This window comes from Longimicrobium sp. (assembly GCF_036399255.1).
Classification (GTDB): domain Bacteria; phylum Gemmatimonadota; class Gemmatimonadetes; order Longimicrobiales; family Longimicrobiaceae; genus Longimicrobium.
Map to the genome: position 1 here is coordinate 1 of NZ_DASWNM010000144.1, position 16,977 is coordinate 16,977.

The following is a 16,977-nucleotide window of genomic DNA, read 5'->3' on the forward strand; positions in this document are numbered from 1 at the left end:
AGAGACTAGTCCCTATTCCCTATTCCCTATTCCCTATTCCCTTGTCCCTTTTCCCTTCTTCCTCCGTTCAGCCCCATCCCCTCACAACGCACTACTTCAGGTCAACCGCGGTCAGCGTGCCGTCCGACTGCGCGATGAACAGGATGCCGTCGCGGCCCACCGCCAGGTGCCCGCCGGCGGGGTGGGACCAGGTCGCCGCGCGCGCGGCGATGTCGATGGCGTACGTGTGGCTTTCGGTGCTTACGAACAGCAGGTTGCGCGTGGCCACGATCGTTCCGGTCGCCCTCTGCCCGGCGGGCGGAATCCACACCCACACCCCCGATCCGTCGCTCTCGTTGCGTGCCTCGACCTGGCCGTTGTTGATCACGTACAGCATGCCCCCGGCCACGGTCACGTTGCCCGTGTAGTTCGAGCTGCGCTGCCACCCGATGGTGCGGCTCTGCAGGTTGAACGAGACCAGCCGCCCCGCCTGCGTAACCAGCACGTTGTTCATGGAGCCCAGCACGGGCGAGGCGTCCATGCTCCACCCGTTCCACGAGAAGCCGGGATCGGGGATGCTGAAGAGCTCCGCGCCCGTGGCGGCGTTGTGCACCTGCAGCTTGGGCGAGTAGCTGCCGGTGTACGCGTACACCCGGCCGTTGTCCACCGCCGGCGTCCACTCGTCGTACTGGTTGGTGTTGGCGAACCAGCGCTGCGCGCCGTCGGTGGAGGCGAAGGCGTACATTCCGTCGTAGTAGCCGCCCGCCATGTACACCGTCTCGCCCACCACCACGGGCGCAAAGTAGCGCGACCACTGGTTGCCGTACCGCTCGCGGAACGCCACGGCGCCGGTGGCCGCGTCGAACGCGTACAGGTTGGCGTCCTGGTGCCCGCTGGTGGTGGCGTACACGCGCCCGTTGCCGTACGCCGGGGGATGCACGCCGTGGATGGTGCCGAAGGAGTGCGACCAGACGGGCGCGCCGGTGCGCGCGTTCACCGTCGCCAGCGTCTGCCCGCCGAAGTACGCGTAGCCGGAGATGAACAGCCGGCCGTCGCCCTCGGTGACGGGGTTCAGGGACGTGGAGCCCAGCGGGCTGCGCGCCCACAGCGAATCGAAGGCCGTCGGGTCCGCCGTCACCGGCACGTAGCCGGTGTGGCGGGCGTTGCCCTGGTGCGTGGTCCACATCGTGGCCTGGCTCCAGTCGGCGGTGGGCCGCGCGAGGATCTGCAGGCTCGCCGTGCCCGTCTTTCCCTCGCTGGCCGCCGTGATGGTGACCGTGCCGGCGCCCGTGCCGGTCACCCTGCCGGCGGAGTCGACCGTCGCCCGCAGCGGGTCGGAGGTGGTCCAGGTGACCGGGCGGCCCGTGAGCGGCGCCCCCGAAGCGCTGTGCAGCGTGACGGTGAGCGGCACGTTCTGCGTCTGGTACAGCGCGGTGGCCGGCGCGGCGACGCTTACCGAGCCCACCGGCTCCAGGATCGCCAGGACGAACGAGGCGCTGCGCCCCTCCACGCTGGCCGTGATCAGCACGTCTCCGGCGTCGAGCGTGGTCACCAGCCCGTCCGCCGAGATGGTGGCCCGGGAGTGGTCGCTCGCCATCCAGAACACCGCGCGGCCCCCCAGCGAGTCGCCCGCGGCGCCGCGCGCCACCGCCCGCAGCTGCACCGTCGCCCCCGCCACGACCGGTGCCGCGGGCGCCCCCACGATCTGCACCGCCGAGACCGGCTCCAGGACGGTGAGGGTGAAGGTGGCGCCGACCCCCTCCACGGTGGCCGTGATCACCGCCTCGCCCGCACGCAGCGTCCGCAGCAGTCCGGCGGCCGAGACGGGGGCCACGTCGGGGTTGCTGGAGGTCCAGGCGATCACGCGGCCCGGGAGCGCCTCGCCCGCCGCGCCGCGCGCCACCGCGGAGAGCTGGAACGAGGGCCCGGCCACCACCGGGCCGGTCGGCGCGCCGCTGATCTCCACGGCCGCAACCGGCTCCAGGACGGTGAGGGTGAAGGTGGCGCTGACCCCCTCCACGGTGGCCGTGATCGCCGCGCTGCCGGGGGCGAGCGCCCGCACCAGGCCCCCGGCCGAGACGGAGGCCACCGCGGCGTTGCCGGAGGCCCAGGTGATGGTGCGCCCGCCGAGGGCCGCGCCCGCCGCGCCGCGGGCCACGGCGGCCAGCTGGACCTCGGCCCCGCGCAGCACGGGGTTCGCCGTTACGCCGGTGATCTGCACCGACACCACCGGCTCGAGGATGCGCAGCGTGACGGTGGCGCTGACCCCCTGGTGGACGGCCATGATGGTTACCTCGCCGGCCTTGTGCGTCTGCACGTAGCCGGCGCCCGTGACGGTGGCCAGCTCCGGGTTCCCCGAGGACCAGGTGATCACGCGGCCGGGGAGCGGGGCCCCGCCGGCGGCGCGGGCCACGGCGGCCAGCTGGACGCCCGTGCCGGCGATCACCGGGCCCTCCGGCGCGCCGGTGATCCGCACCTCCTCCACCGGCTCCACCACCTGCAGCACCAGCGTGGCGCGAACGTCCTCGACGGTGGCCGTGATCTCTACCGGGCCGGCGCGCAGCGTCTGCACCATGCCGGCGGGCGAGACGGTGGCCATGTCCGGGTTTCCCGAGCTCCAGGCGACGGGGCGCCCGGCGAGCGCGGCCCCCGACGCGCTGCGCGCCACCGCGTTCAGCTGGATGGCGGCGCCCGCCACCACCGGGGTCCCCGGCCCGCCGGCGATCTCCACCGACACCACGCGCTCCACGATCCGCAGGGTGAAGGGGGTGCTGACCCCCTCGTTGGCGGCCGTGATCACCACCTCGCCCGCCCCGAGCGTCTGCACCCTGCCGCTGTCCGAGACCGTCGCCAGCTGGGGGTTCGCCGACGTCCAGGTGATCACGCGCCCGGGGATGACGGCGCCCGCCCCGTTGCGCGCGGCCGCGGCCAGCTGCACGACGGTCCCGGCCACCACCGCCTCCGCCGGCCCGCCGGTGATCTCCACCGTCGCGGGCGGCTCCAGCTTTACCCGCACAGTGGCGGTGGCGCTCTTCTGCTCGCTGGTGGCCACGATCACCACGTCGCCCACCTTTCGCCCCGCGACCACGCCCTGCGCGCTCACCCCCGCGATGGTGCTGTCGCTGGAGATCCAGGTGACGGGGCGGTTGGCCAGCGCCTCGCCGTCGGCGTCGCGCGGGGTGGCGGCCAGGGTGGCGGTGGCGCCCACGTACAGGGTGGCGGGAATGCCGCTGATGTCCACCGAAGCCACGGGCTCCGTCCGGGGACCGGTGGCGTCGCCGCAGGCGATGGCGATCGCCGCCAGCACAACGCCACACGCCGCGCGGCGCATGGAAAAGAAAGGCTTTTTCACGGGGAGAGAATGAAAAGTTTCTGAATCGGGCGGCGCCTGGCGCGCCGGGGACGGCGGGTGCGAGGGGGCAAGGGGCCCCCTGCGACCGACAGGAAGGAATGGCCGTCGGGGCGGCCACACAGGGGCGACAAATATCCCATGGATCGCGCCGGAGCGCAATACGCATGTTTTTCCCGCCGCTCCCGGCGTGTGTTCGAGAATCAGCTTGGCCGCTTCACTTCCCGCTTCACTTCCCGGCCGAAGGATCCGGCCGGCGGCACGAATGGGCTGGATCGCACCCCGGGATCGGCCGTCGTATCCGAGAGCAGATCCTTCGGGTCGCCCCCCGTAGGATACCGAAGCCGGGAAAACAACACCTTCACGAGTACAGAGGAACAGAGTCAGACAGAGGAAACCCGGATGATGTTTCAGCTCGCGTTCTCTGTCTGACTCTGTTCCTCTGTACGATCATTCTTTTTCAGGACCTGGGATGAGGATGAGACAGCCCGTGGGGGAATGCACGATCGGGCCGAGAATCTGGGATCATCAGGAAGCCGGCGGCTTGCGTCAGGAGCCCGGAACCCTGGACACACTCCTCGAGGGCCGCGGATGGAGCGCGGCACGAGGCCGGATGCGGAGCCGCGCGGAGGATCTCCCGTCATCCATTTGCGTCCCGGCGTTTTTCATCATCATCATTGTTGCGGGGCGGAATGCGGCGTAAAATGGGTCACGTGGAACGCGGACAACGTACGTTCCCGTTCCACGCGCCGTCCGGCCGGCCGGCGGCTCGCCACCCATCCGCAGGAGAGATCCCATGAAAAAGCTCGCGCTCAACCTGGACCAGCTCACCGTCGACTCGTTTGAGACCTCCGCCAGGGCCGCCGAAAAGGGCACGGTGGTCGGCGAGCAGCAGTGCACCTGCCCCACGGCCTGCGAAACCGCCTGTACCTGCCCCGGCTGCCCCACCTGCGTGCAGACGGACTGTGGCCAGGCCTCGTGCAACGGGACCTGCGCCGGCTACGACACGTGCCATCCGTGCAACACGGCCGCCGGCAACTACACCTGCGACTACAGCGTCACGGCCGGCTACCCGGGCTTCTGCGAGTGCTGCCCGCTGTAGCTTCCATCCCCGCCGCGCCGCGCTGACGGCGGCGCGGACGGATGGACGAGGCGGGCCCGCGCACCGCGGGCCCGCCTTTCTTCGTGCGGAGCCACGGGTGCCAGGGGCGTCCCGCCGCCGTGCTTCCCGCGCCCCGGGGAAAGGCGCCGGTATCTCGCGGCGCGTTGTGCGCGGGCTGTCATAAAGCGGAACGGCCGTGCGTTACTCCATATCGCAGCACCCCACGATCGACCGCACTGCCGCAGGCCCTCCATGCATCGATCCCGCCCCGCCGGCCCCCGGCGTGCCGCCCTCGCCCTGCTCCTTGCGCTGGCCGCCTGCGACGGCCGCGCGGCAGACCCCCTGGCGCATCCGGACGACCTGCAGATGACCATCGTGCGCGGCGGCGGGCAGCACGCCTCCGTACGCCCCTTCGGCGAGCAGCCGGCGGATTCGCTGGTCGTCCACACCCCGGTGGTGGTGCGCATTGCCCTGGCGACGGACCTGGAGGCGGAGGACGGCGTCACGGGGCCGTCGGGCGGGGTGCGCCTGCCGCCCGTGACCGTGCACTGGCGCACGCTGGACCCGTTCTGCCAGGTGGTGGAGGCGACCACGCAGGTGGAGCCGGGAAGCGACAGCACCGTGAACCGCTACGTCCGGCCCACCCGCTCCGGCGTCTGCCGCCTGGTGGCCGAGGCGACGGCGGAGGGGCGGCCGGTGGGCAGGCCCGACACCGCGGCCATCCACTTCAACCCGGGGCCGCCGGTGCGGATCCAGGCGCCCGCCGCTGCCATGATCGAACCCTTCCGGGGAGCGGAGATCAACCTGTTTCCCGTCGGGCTGTTCGATGCCCACGGCAACTTCGTGCGACCCTCCCGCATCACCTACGAGCTGTCCGGGGGCGCACCCCAGTTCTACGTCGAGCATGCGTTCGTGGACTGGCTGCGCACCCGGGGCGAAGGGATCGGCGAGGTGACCGCCACCGCCGACGGGCTCAGCGTCCGGGTGCAGGTGTGGGCCCTGGAGGTGATGGGGCGGTCCTCGTGGCGCCTGTCGTGGGAATGCTATGGCATGGACCGTCCGGACGGGGTGCGCGTGGACAGCGTCCATCTCCGCATGGACACGGCCCAGCCGAGCTACGGGGGCCTTTCGCCGCGCGGGGTGGCGCTGACCCTGACGGGCACGCTGGTGCGGCGGGAGTGGGTCCGCGGGGAGCCCGTGCGCGAGACCCGTACGCCGGAGGCCCAGGTGTTCGCCGCCAAGAAGCCAGGGGTGGTGGAGTGGTCCGCCACCCAGGCGGCGCCCGAAACCGCCGCCGGGTACGTGGGCGGCACCCTGTGCCAGCCGGACCCCGGCGGCGCGGCGTGGAGCCGCACTTCGCCCGCGCAGCTGATCCGGCGGCCGCTGGACGTGCCGCGGTGAAGCCGCCCGCCCTGACCCGCGCCCGCCGTGCGCTGGCCGCGCGTCCCTCATCCGCCCCGGGGCCTCTGCCGCGCATGCGCGTTCTGCCTGCCTGTCTGCTGCTTCTGCCGCTGGCCGCCTGCGACGGCGGCGGGGCAGCCCCGGTCGCGCACCCCGACGACCTGCGGATGACGATCGTGCGCGGCGGCGGGCAGCGCACCTCCGTACGCCCTTTCGGCGAGCAGCCGGCGGATTCGCTGGTCGTCCACACCCCGGTGGTGGTGCGCATTTCCCTGGCGACGGACCTGGAGGCGGAGGACGGCGTCACGGGGCCGTCGGGCGGGGTGCGCCTGCCGCCGGTGACCGTGCACTGGCGCACGCTGGACCCGTTCTGCCAGGTGGTGGAGGCGGCCACGCAGGTGGAGCCGGGACGCGACAGCACCGTGAACCACTACGTCCGGCCCACCCGCTCGGGCGTCTGCCGCCTGGTGGCCGAGGCGACGGCGGAGGGGCGGCCCCTGGGCAGGCCCGACACCGCGGCCATCCACTTCGACCCGGGGCCGCCGGTGCGGATGGAGGTGATGCCCATTCGCCTGATCGAGCCCCGGGGCGTGGCGCTTTCCTCGTTCTTCTCGGCCCTGTTCGACGCCCACGGCAACTTCGTGGACACGCCCGGCCGCACGTACGAGCTGACCGGGGGCGCGCCCCAGTTCTACTTCGAGCGCCACTTCGAGGAATGGATCCACGCCACGGGCGAAGGCTACGGCGAGGTGACCATCCGGCACGGCGCGCTCAGCGGCCGGGTGCCGGTGTGGTCCATGGTGAACCTGGGCAGGTGGCTGTGGCGGCTGTCGTGGGAGTGCTACGGCCTGGACCGGCCGGACGGGGTGCGCGTGGACAGCGTGCACTTCAGCATGGACACCGCCCGGGTGTCGCACGGCGCCTTTTCGCCGCGGGGAGCGATGCTGACCCTGTCGGGCACGCTGGTGCGCCGCGAGTGGGTGCGCGGCGAGCCCGTGCGCGAGACGCGGACGCTGGACGCCAGCGTGTTCGCCGCCCGCAAGCCGCGGGTGGTGGAATGGTCCCCCGGCCAGCCGGTGACGGAAACCGCCGGCGGGTTCGTGGGCGGCACCCTGTGCCAGCCGGACCCCGGCGGCGCCGCGTGGAGCCGCACCGCGCCCGTGCGGCTGCTGCGCCGGCCCGAGGCGCCCCAGTGAAGCCCCCCGCCCTGACCCGCGCCCGCCGGCACCCGGCCGCGCGTCCTTCATCCGCCCCAGCCCCCCTGCCTGCCATGCGTTTGTTGATCGTCTGCGCCCTGCTGCTGCTGGCCGCCTGCGACGGCGGCGGCACCGGCGCCGCGCCCGCCGGCGGCGAGTTCATCGCCGCGCTCAAGTCGCCCCACGGCCCCGAGGGCGCCGTGCTGCTGGAGGTGGCCGGCGAGGGGCTGACGTTCGTGGGCACGTCGTCGGCCACCCTGTTCAAGCAGCCGGTGAGCGGCGGGTGGCGGGTGATGCTGGTGCGCGAGCCCGCGGGGGTCATCGAGTTCCGCGTGCACGTGGCGCCGGGGAACGAGCTTCCCTCCGTGCGCGTGCTGCAGGTGGCCGGCGCCGACGACCGCGTTCGCCCCTCCACCGACGGCTACTCGGTGGCGTTCACGCCCGCGCGGGGAGACGAGTGATGCGTACCATGCTGATGCGGGCGGCCCTGGCCGCCCTGGCCGCGCTGGCCGCCGTTCCCGCGGCGGCGCAGGACGTGGAGATCCTTTCGCAGCAGAGCGGAATTCCGCTGCCGCAGGGGTACTGGGACCGCGTTCGCCGGGACCCCGGCTTCTTCGAGACCCGGCGCGGCTGGCGCAACCGCCTTTCGGCCTCGCCCGGGGGGCCGTTGGCGGCGACGGCGCCCGCGCGGGGCAACCTGCGCATGGCGGTGCTGCTGGGGCTGTTCTCCGACTCGCCCGAGCCGGTGGTGACCTCGGCGGCGCTGCAGCAGCAGCTGTTCGGCACCAACCCGATGGGCAACCTGACGCAGTACTACCACGAGATCAGCCTGGGGCGGATGAACATCACCGGGACCGTGGGGCCCTGGGTGCGCACCTCGCTTCCCCGCGCGGAGGTGGTGGGCCAGTCGTACGGCCTGGGCATCGACGCCAGCCTGGGATGGTACCTGATCGACGTGCTGGCCCGCTCCGACCAGCACATCGACTTCGGACAGTTCGACAACGACGGCCCCGACAACGTGCCCAACAGCGGCGACGACGACGGCTACGTGGACCTGGCGGCCTTTCAGTTCAACGAGGTCGCGGCGTCGTGCGGGGGACCCGGCGTGTGGCCGCACCGCTCGTGGCTCACGGGGCTCATCGGGGTGGCGTACTCCACCCGGGACCTGCGCCCCGACGGGCATCCCATCATGGTGGACGACTACCACATGCAGAGCTCGGTGGAGTGCGACGGCACGCCGCAGAGCATCTCGGTGATGGCGCACGAGACGGGGCACGCCTTTGGCCTTCCCGACTGGTACGACGCCAGCGAGGGGCTGCTGCCGGCCGAGCGCCGCTGGGTGCACGGGTGCTGGACGCTGATGGCCGGCGGGTCGTGGGGATGCGGGGACGGCGCGTCGTTCGGCAAGACGCCCCGCCCGTCGCACCTGGGCCCGCTGGACAAGATCGCGATGGGGTGGGCCGCCGCCACCCGGGCGCAGCCGGGGTGGCGCCGCACGTACACGCTGAACCCGGTGCAGCAGAGCGGCGACCTCCTGCAGGTTCCGCTGGTGGGCGAGTTCGAGTTCCTGCTGCTGGAGTACCGCCCCAACACGGGCTTCGACTCGGAGCTCCCCGCGGGCGGCGTCCTGGTGCACCACATCGACCTGTTCCGGCCGCTGCGCCTGACGTGCTTCACCTGCCCGCGCCTGTACTACTGGTCGCTGCTCGAGGCCGACGGCGACGGGGCGCTGCGGCGCTCCGCCGGCGAGGGCGGCAACCGCGGCGCGGCCGGCGACATCTTCAACGGCCGGCGTCTGCTGGACGACCGCAGCCAGCCCGTGCTGGCGCTCAACTCCGGCCAGCCCGCCGGCGTGGCCATGGAGATCGACGTGTCGGGCGGCCAGGCGCGCATCACCGTCTCCACCGTGCCCACCGTGGCCACGGCGCCGCTGCTGGCCCCCCTGCTGGGCTCCGCGGGCGGCCCGCTGACCGCCGACGAGCGCGCGGCGCTGGACTACTTCGGCAACCGCGACGGGGCGTACGACCTGGGCGACCTTCGCGTGTACATGCGCTACCGCCCCACCACCGTGCGGCAGGGAGCCTAGCCGCCCTCCCGCGCCCGTCCGGATCATCCCGCCTCTCGTTTCTGCGGGGAGCAGCGGGTGATGCGGACGCGCCGCGGCGGTGGCGCATCGCTCCATCCCACGTTTTTAGGCCCACGCCTTCACGCAGGTGTCCTCCATGCACCCAACCCGCTTCGCCGGCCCCGGGCGCCTTGCCGCCGCGCTCCTCCTCCTGCTGGCCGCCTGCGGCGACGGCGGCGGTCCCGTGCCCGTCGCGGACCCGGACGACCTGGAGATCAGCATTCTGGACGGCGGCGGCCAGCGGGCCACGGTGCGCCCGCCGGGCGATCAGCCCGCCGACTCGCTGCTCGTGCGGGTGCCCGTGGTGCTGCGCGTGTCCGTGGTGCGGGACGTGGAGGGCGAGGACGGCGCCACCGGGCCGTCGCGCCGGGTGCGCCTTCCCGACGGCGTCACCGTGCACTGGCGCACGCTGGAGCCCTTCTGCCAGGTGGTGCACGCCACCACGCAGCTGGCCCCGGGCACCGACACCACCAGCAACCAGTACGTCCGCCCCACCCGCTCCGGCATCTGCCGCGTGGAGGCGGCGGCCACGGTGGAGGGGCGGCCGATCGGCGCCCCGGACACCGCGGCCGTCCACTTTGCCGCGGGACCCCCGGTGCGGGCGGTCTCGCGCGAGCCCATCGTGGCGATGACGACCGGCACGGCCGGCGAGCACGTGTTCCGGTTCATGCCCCGGGTGTTCGACGTCTACGACAACCTGGTGGAGGACATCGAGTTCTCGTTCACGTTCGCGATCACGAAGGGCGCGCCCAACTTCGCCATCCGCGACGTGCGCGGGGGCTTCGTCTGGGCCCCCGAAGAAGGGTACGGCGCGGTGACCGCCACGTACGGGACGGTGAGCGCCACCAGCGAGGCGTGGGCCCTGGACTTTCTGCCGTTCAAGTCCTGGCGGCTGTCGTGGGAGTGCTACGGCATGCAGCGCCCGGACGGCGCCGTCGTCGACAGCGTGCACCACCAGATGGACCCCGCGGCGGCCGAGTACGGCGGCCTGAACGCGCGGGGGCTGACCACCAGCTTCCGGGGCACGGTGACCCGCAGGGAGTGGGTGCGCGGACAGCCCATGCGCGAGACGCGGCAGCTGGGCGCCACGGTCTTTGCCGGCCAGCGTCCGGATATCCTGACCTGGTCGCCCGGCCAGGTGTCGCAGGCGGTCCCCACGGGCTACCGGGGCGGCACCCTCTGCGAGCCGGGCCCCGACGGTGCCGCCTGGACCCGCACCTCGCCCATGCGCGTGGACCGGCTGTAGGCGGGATCCTTCGGCCGGGGTCCCTGGCAGGGATCGAGCCGCGCCCGCGAGAGCCCCCTCTCCCGGCCTCTCCCCCCAGCTTCGGGCCCAGCTTCGGAGGAGAGGCGGCGCGCTCGGCGGGCCTGGCGCCGTGTCGACGCGAGATGCCCACGCCCACCCCCTCCCCTGGGGCTGCCCGGGGCTGGCGGCAGGGCGCATCAGCACGCGTGCGGCGGCGCGGCGGGACATTGTTTTCCGGTCCTGAAGTCTTCGGCTCCATCCCCCTCCAGGTACCCCATGCGCCGAACCCGCCCCGCCCGCTCCGGACCCCTTGCCGCCGCGCTCCTCCTGCTGCTGGCCGCCTGCGGGGACGGCGGCGGCCCGGCGCCCGTCGCGCACCCGGACGACCTGGAGATCCGCATCGTGGAGGGCGGCGGGCAGCGGGCCACGGTGCGCCCGCCGGGCGAGCAGCCGCCGGATTCGCTCGTCGTTCTTACGCCCGTGGTGCTGCGCGTCTCCCTTTCGCCGGACGTCGCGGACGACGACGGCGTGACCGGGCCGGTGCGCCGGGCGCGCCTCCCCGCCGTGACCATCCACTGGCGCACGCTGGACCCCTTCTGCCAGCCGCTGCACGCCACCACGCGGCTGGCGCCCGGCAGCGACACCACCCTCAACCACTACGTCCGCCCCACCCGCACCGGCATCTGCCTGCTGGTGGCGGAGGCGACGGTGGAGGGGCGGCCGTTCGGCAACCCCGACACCGCGGCCATCCACTTTGCCGCGGGGCCGGTGACGCAGGTGGTTACGTACGGCCCGGTGCTGATGGAGGCCGGCAACATCGGGCTCCAGACCTATTTCTTCGAGCCTACCCTGTTCGACGTCTACGGCAACGCGTGGATCGACGTCGAGTACACGTACGAGATCGCGGCCGGGGCACCGAACTTCGCCATCCGCGACGTGCGGGACGGCTTCGTCTGGGCACCGGCCGAAGGGTACGGCGCCGTGACCGCGACGTCCGCCCCGGGGGGGCGCGTCACCACCGAAGCGTGGGCGATCACGGTGCTTCCCAAGAAGTCGTGGCGGCTGTCGTGGGAATGCTACGCCATGCAGCGCGCGGACGGCGTCCTGGTCGACAGCGTGCACCACCGGATGGAACGGGCGTCGGCCGGGTACGGGGCCCCCCTGACGGCGCTGGGGCTGACCACCGGGTTCCAGGGCACGCTCACGACCAGGGAGTGGGTGCACGGCCAGCCCGTGCGTGAAACGCGGGACACGGACGGCACCGTGGCCGGCGCGCAGCGGCCCGGGGCGCTGCACTGGCCGTCGGGGCAGGTGTCACCCGCCGTTCCCGGCGGCTATCGGGGCGGCACCCTCTGCGAGCCGGGACCGGGCGGCGCCGCCTGGGGCCGCACCTCGCCCGTGCGCGTGGAGGCACTGTGAAGCCGTGTATCGGCGTTCACCGTACCAGGATGGAGGGAGGGCCGATGCGCGGGATGATGCGGATGGCCGCGGCGGCGGCGGTGCTGGCGGCGGCGCCGGCCGCGGGCCAGGACGTGGAGCTGCGCCCGGGGATGCGCGTCCACTCGCTGCCGCCGGGCTACCGGGAGCACGCGGGCCAGGCGCCCGCCTTTCCGCGGCCGGGGCGCGGATGGCCCGCCGGGATCGCCGCCCTGCGGGGAACGCCCGCCGCCGCGGCGCCGCGCCGCAGCCCGCGCATGGTGGTGATGCCGGCCCTGTTCGCCGACTCGCCCGAGCCGGCGGTGAGCGCCGCATCCATTCAGCGCACGCTGTTCGGCGACAACCCGGACGGCAACCTGACGCAGTACTACGAGGAGATCAGCTTGGGGGCCATGCGCATCACGGGGACGGTGACGCCCTGGGTGCGCAGCGCGTACACCCGCGCCCAGGTGCTGGGGGAGTCGTACGGCATGGGCAACGATGCCCTGCTGGGATGGTACCTGAAGGACGTGCTGGAGCGCGTGGACGAGACCACGGACTTCGCCCTGTACGACAGCGACGGCCCCGACGGCGTGCCCAACAGCGGCGACGACGACGGCGTCGTGGACATGGCGGCGTTCCAGTTCACCGAAGTCGCGGCCCCGTGCGGCGGGCCCGGCATGTGGCCCCACCGCTACCGGATGGACGCGTTGCGGGGCGCGCCGTACTTCACCGATGACCCGGGTGCCGGCGGCCGCCGCATCCGCGTGGACGACTACCACATCCAGAGCGCGGTGGAGTGCGACGGGACACCGCAAAGCATGGCCGTGATGGCGCACGAGACGGGTCACAAGTTCGCGATGCCGGACTGGTACCACGCCGCCGGCGGCGACCATCCCGCGGACCACCGCTGGATCCAGGGGTGCTGGACGCTGATGGGCGCCGGTGCATGGGGGTGCGGAGACGGCTCGACGTTCGGCAAGGTGGCGCGCCCCCCGCACCCGGGGCCGCTGGAAAAGCTCGCCCTGCAATGGACCGTCCCCACCGTCGCCCAGCCCGGGTGGCGCCGGACGTACACGCTGCGGCCGGTGCAGCAGAGCGGCGACATCCTGCACGTGCCCATGGCGGTGCCCTGGGAGTTCCTGCTGCTGGAATACCGGGTGAACACCGGCTTCGACGCCGGGCTCCCCGCGGCCGGGGTGCTGGTGTACCACGTGGACACCATGCGGACCGGGCTGCCGTGCCTTACCTGTCCGCGGCTGTACCTCGCGTCGCTGGTGGAGGCGGACGGCGACGGCGCGCTGCTGCGCACCGCGCGCGAAGGAGGCGACCGCGGCGTGGCGGGGGACGCCTTCGCCGGCCGGCGGCTGCTGGACGACCGCAGCCGGCCCGTCCTGCGCCTGAACACCGGCCAGCCCGCCGGCGTGGCGCTGGAGATCGACGTGTCCGGCGGCGTGGCCCGCGTCACCGTCTCCACCGTGCCGGCCGTGGCGTCGGCGCCGCTGCTGGCCCCGCTGCTGGGCTCGCCGGGCGGGCCGCTGACGGACGACGAGCGGGCGGCGCTGGACTACTTTGGAAACCGCGACGGCCGGTACGACGCCGGCGACCTTCGCACGTACATGCGCTACCGCCGCGACACGGTGCGCCAGGAGGCCGCGGCCGCGGCGGGGCTCCCGCCGGCGTCCGGAGCGGGTTAGCTTTGGACGTTCGCCGCGCGGCGGGGATGGATGCGCCGAACGGCGGCCGAAGAGGAGAGGGCCCGGCCGGGGTTGACGGGATCGGAAAAAGCCGGTACATTTTCCGTTCTGTTCGCCAACGCACCGGTAGCTCAATTGGCAGAGCAGGGGACTCTTAATCCCAAGGTTGTAGGTTCGATTCCTACCCGGTGCATTCGCGCGCCGCGCGAGGCATGTTGAAGTCTGTGCGCCCGTAGCTCAGCTGGATAGAGCGTCTGACTACGGATCAGAAGGTCGGAGGTTCGAATCCTTCCGGGCGCACCTTTGCTTGAAGGACACGCGGCGTGGGCCGGAAACGGTCACGCCGCGCGTCGTCAGGGCCGGCAGGCCCGCGGACCGGTTACGCTCCTGTGGCGGAATTGGTAGACGCGCTAGATTCAGGATCTAGTGGGCGCAAGCTCGTGGAGGTTCGAGTCCTCTCGGGAGCACTTGTCCGCGGAACGCACACTGCCGGAAACGCACCCGCCCAGGTGCTGAAACTGGTAGACAGGCCAGACTAAGGATCTGGTGCCTTAACCGGCGTGGAGGTTCGAGTCCTCTCCTGGGCACTTTTTTGACAACACGGGTCGTGGGAGGCGAGTGAGGATCGCGGCGTCCGCGTGCGGGCGTCGAGGAAAGTCCGAGCTCCACAGGGCAAGGGTGCCGGCTAACGGCCGGGGGTCGTGAGGCCACGGAAAGTGCAACAGAAAACAGACCGCCGATGGCCTTCGGGCACAGGCAAGGATGAAACGGTGCGGTAAGAGCGCACCGCGCGGCTGGCGACAGGCGCGGCATGGCAAACCCCACCCGGAGCAAGGCCGAGCAGGGACGAGGAGCTGCCCGCTCCGCGACCAGTCCCGGGTAGGCTGCACGAGGCCGGCGGCAACGCCGGTCCCAGAGAAATGATCCTCCCCCGGTTCGCCGGGTGACAGAACTCGGCTTATTCGCCTCCTCCGATCCACGACACACAGTACGCGCGCTCGTAGCTCAGCTGGATAGAGCGCTAGCCTCCGGAGCTAGAGGTCACAGGTTCGAATCCTGTCGGGCGCACTGAACGAAGAAGCCCCATCGCGAACACTCGCGGTGGGGCTTTTTCGTACGTGATGATGAGTTGCTGTACTTTTCAGGCGTTTTGATGCACATTGCTGTCGCGTTTGCCGCTGAAAACGCATTCTCGTTGCATCTGGCTTCAGGAGATCCGCGTTTGCTGATCCGATTTCGCGTCGAGAACTTTCGCTCCATCCACGGCGAGCAGGAGCTGTCGCTGGTCGCTTCTCCTCTTTCGGAGCGGCAGGAAGCTCTCGTGCATTCCGACCGCTACGATCTGGATCTGCTGCGAGCGGCGGCGATCTATGGACCGAATGCCTCCGGAAAGTCCACGCTCGTTGCCGCCCTCGAGTTCATGAAGGCAGCGGTGGAAAACTCGCATCGCAAGTGGGCGCCGGACGGCGGCATCTCGCGGGCGCCATTCGCGCTCGCTCCTGCCGCGGCCAAAGAGCCTTCTCTCTTTGCGGTGGACCTGCTGCTCGGCGGCGTTCGCTACGAATACGGCTTTGTGGTCGATTCCTCGCGTGTCCTCGAGGAGTGGCTTTTTGCATACCCGAAGGGGCGTAAGCAGGAGTGGTTCACGCGCGAGGCGGGCCGGGAACAGGAACTGATCTTCAGCCGCCTTCTCCAGGGTGAAAACCGTACGATCGCCGGTCTGACCAGACCCAACAGCCTCTTCCTCTCCGCGGCTGCGCAGAACAACCATCCCATGCTCGATCCCATCTACCGGTGGTTCTCCTCACACCTGTGGATCATTGACGAGCAGTCTCGATCGGGGCTGGAAATGGTTGCCACCCAGCTGTGCATGAACGAGCCGATGCGCACGGCTGTCCAGGCGTTTCTGGAGGCCGCGGATCTCGGGATCACGGATGTCGACGTCATCGAAGAGGATTTCACCAGCTTTGCCGTTCGCCACAACCTGGGGGCCGACGACCCGGATATGCGGGAGTTCCCATCGCGGATCGGAACCGGCGTACAATTCCGGCATCGGGCGGATTCCACGGGTGCAGGGGTCGTTCTTCCGTTCGATCAGGAGTCGCAGGGAACCAGGGCCCTGTTCGGGCTCTCCGGGCTCATTCTCTCCGTGCTGCAGAACGGCGGGGTGCTGGTGGTGGATGAGCTGGACCGCAGCCTGCACCCGCACCTTGCCCTGATGATCGTCGGATTGTTCAACACGCCCGCGGCGAACCCCAGGAACGCGCAGCTGATTTTCAATACTCACGACACCAACCTGCTGGACCGGCAACTCCTGCGGCGGGACCAGATCTGGTTCACGGAAAAGGGTGACGACGGCGCTACCCGGCTGTTCCCGCTGACCGACTACCGTGCCCGGAAATACGAAAACGTGGAACAGGGATACCTGCAGGGGAGATACGGGGCGGTCCCGTCCGTGGGTACGCCGGGCTTTCTGCAGCACCTGGGCAGCTGATGGCCAGACGCGGTTCGCGCCGCGCGGACGGCGGAAACCTGAGACGCCGCGGCCCCACGCGCGATCCCCTCCCGCTGGTCCTGGTCGTCTGCGAGGGGAAGGTCACGGAGCCGGAGTACCTGGACGCGTTCCGGATCGCGCATGGCGCCAACACGGTGCGCGTCCGGGTGGAATCTCCCGGAGGAGATCCCAGGGCGCTGGTGGAACGGGCGGTCAGGCTTCGGGACGAAGCGGATCGGGAGGCGCGGCGGGCTCGCGACCGGAACCTGCGCTACGACGAGGTCTGGTGCGTCTTCGACGTGGACCAGCACCAGCGGCTGGACGATGCGCGATCCGAGGCGGAGCGGAGCAGGGTTCACCTCGCCGTCTCCAATCCGAGCTTCGAACTCTGGCTGCTGCTGCATTTCGCCGAGCAGACGGCGCATCTCTCACCCAGACAGGCGCGCGACCGGCTTCGGAAGCACCTTCCCAGCTACGACAAGCACGTCTCGTTCGCGGACGTATCTGGCGGATATGGTGAGGCAGTGCGGCGGGCTGAGGCACTCGACGTTCGTCACACCGCGGCCGGATCTGCCGGCGGCAATCCCTCGACGGGTGTGCACCGGCTGACGGAGCGGATTCGGCAGTTCGGCAAGGAAAACCGGTTGTGAGCGCTAGCCTCCGGAGCTAGAGGTCACCGGTTCGAATCCTGTCGGGCGCACTGAAACGAAGACCCCCGCGGCTGCTGCTTCTGCAGCGCCCGCGGGGGTTTTCGCGTTTCCGGAGGATTTGCCGAATCCGTAACGGACCTGCTTCATGCCCATACCGGATCTTGAAAAAGAATGATCGTACAGAGGAACAGAGTCAGACAGAGAACGCGAACCGGAATATCATCTTGCTTCCTCTGTCTGACTCTGTTCCTCTGTACCCCCTGAAGGGCTGTTTTCCCGGATTCGGTAGCACGTGGAGACGCGGAGGAGAGGGAGGAGCCTG

The 16,977-nt window shown here is 71.3% G+C and carries 11 protein-coding genes, 5 tRNA genes and 1 other RNA gene; 16 read left to right on the forward strand and 1 reads right to left on the reverse strand.

Annotated features, from left to right (window positions below):
* Positions 1-91: 91 nt before the first annotated feature.
* Positions 92-3,331, reverse strand: coding sequence for an Ig-like domain-containing protein (locus VGC13_RS27425; protein ID WP_331128519.1), 3,240 nt, complete (start codon positions 3,329-3,331; stop codon positions 92-94).
* A gap of 793 nt (positions 3,332-4,124) precedes the next feature.
* Between VGC13_RS27425 and VGC13_RS27430 the strand changes: the two genes are divergently transcribed.
* The 16 genes from VGC13_RS27430 (at position 4,125) to VGC13_RS27505 (ending at position 16,655) form a co-directional block, all read left to right on the forward strand.
* On the forward strand, positions 4,125-4,430 hold the full coding sequence (locus VGC13_RS27430) for a pinensin family lanthipeptide (protein WP_331128520.1): 306 nt from the start codon (positions 4,125-4,127) through the stop codon (positions 4,428-4,430).
* A 252-nt stretch (positions 4,431-4,682) separates the two neighbouring features.
* The gene (locus VGC13_RS27435) at positions 4,683-5,831 is read left to right on the forward strand and encodes a hypothetical protein (protein ID WP_331128521.1); all 1,149 of its coding nucleotides are present in this window, start codon (positions 4,683-4,685) and stop codon (positions 5,829-5,831) included.
* Positions 5,828-7,027 carry a hypothetical protein gene (locus VGC13_RS27440; RefSeq protein WP_331128522.1) on the forward strand — a complete coding sequence of 400 codons (1,200 nt, stop codon included), beginning with the start codon at positions 5,828-5,830 and terminating at the stop codon, positions 7,025-7,027. The genes VGC13_RS27435 and VGC13_RS27440 overlap by 4 nt, the downstream gene beginning before the upstream one ends.
* Positions 7,028-7,101: 74 nt before the next feature.
* Positions 7,102-7,488: a hypothetical protein gene (locus tag VGC13_RS27445; protein WP_331128523.1), complete on the forward strand. Its 387-nt coding sequence runs from the start codon at positions 7,102-7,104 to the stop codon at positions 7,486-7,488.
* On the forward strand, positions 7,488-9,113 hold the full coding sequence (locus VGC13_RS27450) for an immune inhibitor A domain-containing protein (RefSeq protein WP_331128524.1): 1,626 nt from the start codon (positions 7,488-7,490) through the stop codon (positions 9,111-9,113). The genes VGC13_RS27445 and VGC13_RS27450 overlap by 1 nt, the downstream gene beginning before the upstream one ends.
* Positions 9,114-9,249: 136 nt before the next feature.
* On the forward strand, positions 9,250-10,398 hold the full coding sequence (locus VGC13_RS27455) for a hypothetical protein (RefSeq protein WP_331128525.1): 1,149 nt from the start codon (positions 9,250-9,252) through the stop codon (positions 10,396-10,398).
* Between the two features lie 276 nt (positions 10,399-10,674).
* Entirely contained in the window at positions 10,675-11,817 is a 1,143-nt protein-coding gene (locus tag VGC13_RS27460) for a hypothetical protein (RefSeq protein ID WP_331128526.1), read from the forward strand.
* Between the two features lie 44 nt (positions 11,818-11,861).
* Complete coding sequence (locus VGC13_RS27465) at positions 11,862-13,511, forward strand: M6 family metalloprotease domain-containing protein (protein ID WP_331128527.1); 1,650 nt, start codon at positions 11,862-11,864, stop codon at positions 13,509-13,511.
* A gap of 120 nt (positions 13,512-13,631) precedes the next feature.
* Positions 13,632-13,704: transfer RNA gene (locus VGC13_RS27470), tRNA-Lys, on the forward strand.
* Positions 13,705-13,737: 33 nt separating this feature from the next.
* Positions 13,738-13,811 (forward strand) — tRNA-Arg (locus VGC13_RS27475).
* A gap of 83 nt (positions 13,812-13,894) precedes the next feature.
* Positions 13,895-13,978 (forward strand) — tRNA-Leu (locus tag VGC13_RS27480).
* A 36-nt stretch (positions 13,979-14,014) separates the two neighbouring features.
* Positions 14,015-14,098 (forward strand) — tRNA-Leu (locus VGC13_RS27485).
* Positions 14,099-14,118: 20 nt separating this feature from the next.
* Positions 14,119-14,488, forward strand: an RNA gene (gene rnpB, locus VGC13_RS27490) — RNase P RNA component class A.
* Positions 14,489-14,505: 17 nt separating this feature from the next.
* A tRNA-Arg gene (locus tag VGC13_RS27495) sits at positions 14,506-14,579 on the forward strand.
* Between the two features lie 61 nt (positions 14,580-14,640).
* Positions 14,641-16,005 (forward strand): ATP-binding protein, encoded by a 1,365-nt coding sequence (locus VGC13_RS27500; RefSeq protein WP_331128528.1) that lies wholly within the window; start codon positions 14,641-14,643, stop codon positions 16,003-16,005.
* On the forward strand, positions 16,005-16,655 hold the full coding sequence (locus tag VGC13_RS27505) for an RloB family protein (RefSeq protein WP_331128529.1): 651 nt from the start codon (positions 16,005-16,007) through the stop codon (positions 16,653-16,655). The genes VGC13_RS27500 and VGC13_RS27505 overlap by 1 nt, the downstream gene beginning before the upstream one ends.
* The last annotated feature ends 322 nt before the right edge of the window (positions 16,656-16,977 follow it).

Excerpts from the sequence above, each read along its gene's own strand:
- VGC13_RS27435 (WP_331128521.1), top strand. The coding sequence starts at position 4,683 with ATGCATCGATCCCGCCCCGCCGGCCCCCGGCGTGCCGCCCTCGCCCTG.
- VGC13_RS27430 (WP_331128520.1), top strand. The coding sequence starts at position 4,125 with ATGAAAAAGCTCGCGCTCAACCTGGACCAGCTCACCGTCGACTCGTTT.
- VGC13_RS27465 (WP_331128527.1), top strand. The coding sequence starts at position 11,862 with ATGCGCGGGATGATGCGGATGGCCGCGGCGGCGGCGGTGCTGGCGGCG.
- VGC13_RS27445 (WP_331128523.1), top strand. The coding sequence starts at position 7,102 with ATGCGTTTGTTGATCGTCTGCGCCCTGCTGCTGCTGGCCGCCTGCGAC.
- VGC13_RS27450 (WP_331128524.1), top strand. The coding sequence starts at position 7,488 with ATGCGTACCATGCTGATGCGGGCGGCCCTGGCCGCCCTGGCCGCGCTG.
- VGC13_RS27455 (WP_331128525.1), top strand. The coding sequence starts at position 9,250 with ATGCACCCAACCCGCTTCGCCGGCCCCGGGCGCCTTGCCGCCGCGCTC.
- VGC13_RS27505 (WP_331128529.1), top strand. The coding sequence starts at position 16,005 with ATGGCCAGACGCGGTTCGCGCCGCGCGGACGGCGGAAACCTGAGACGC.
- VGC13_RS27460 (WP_331128526.1), top strand. The coding sequence starts at position 10,675 with ATGCGCCGAACCCGCCCCGCCCGCTCCGGACCCCTTGCCGCCGCGCTC.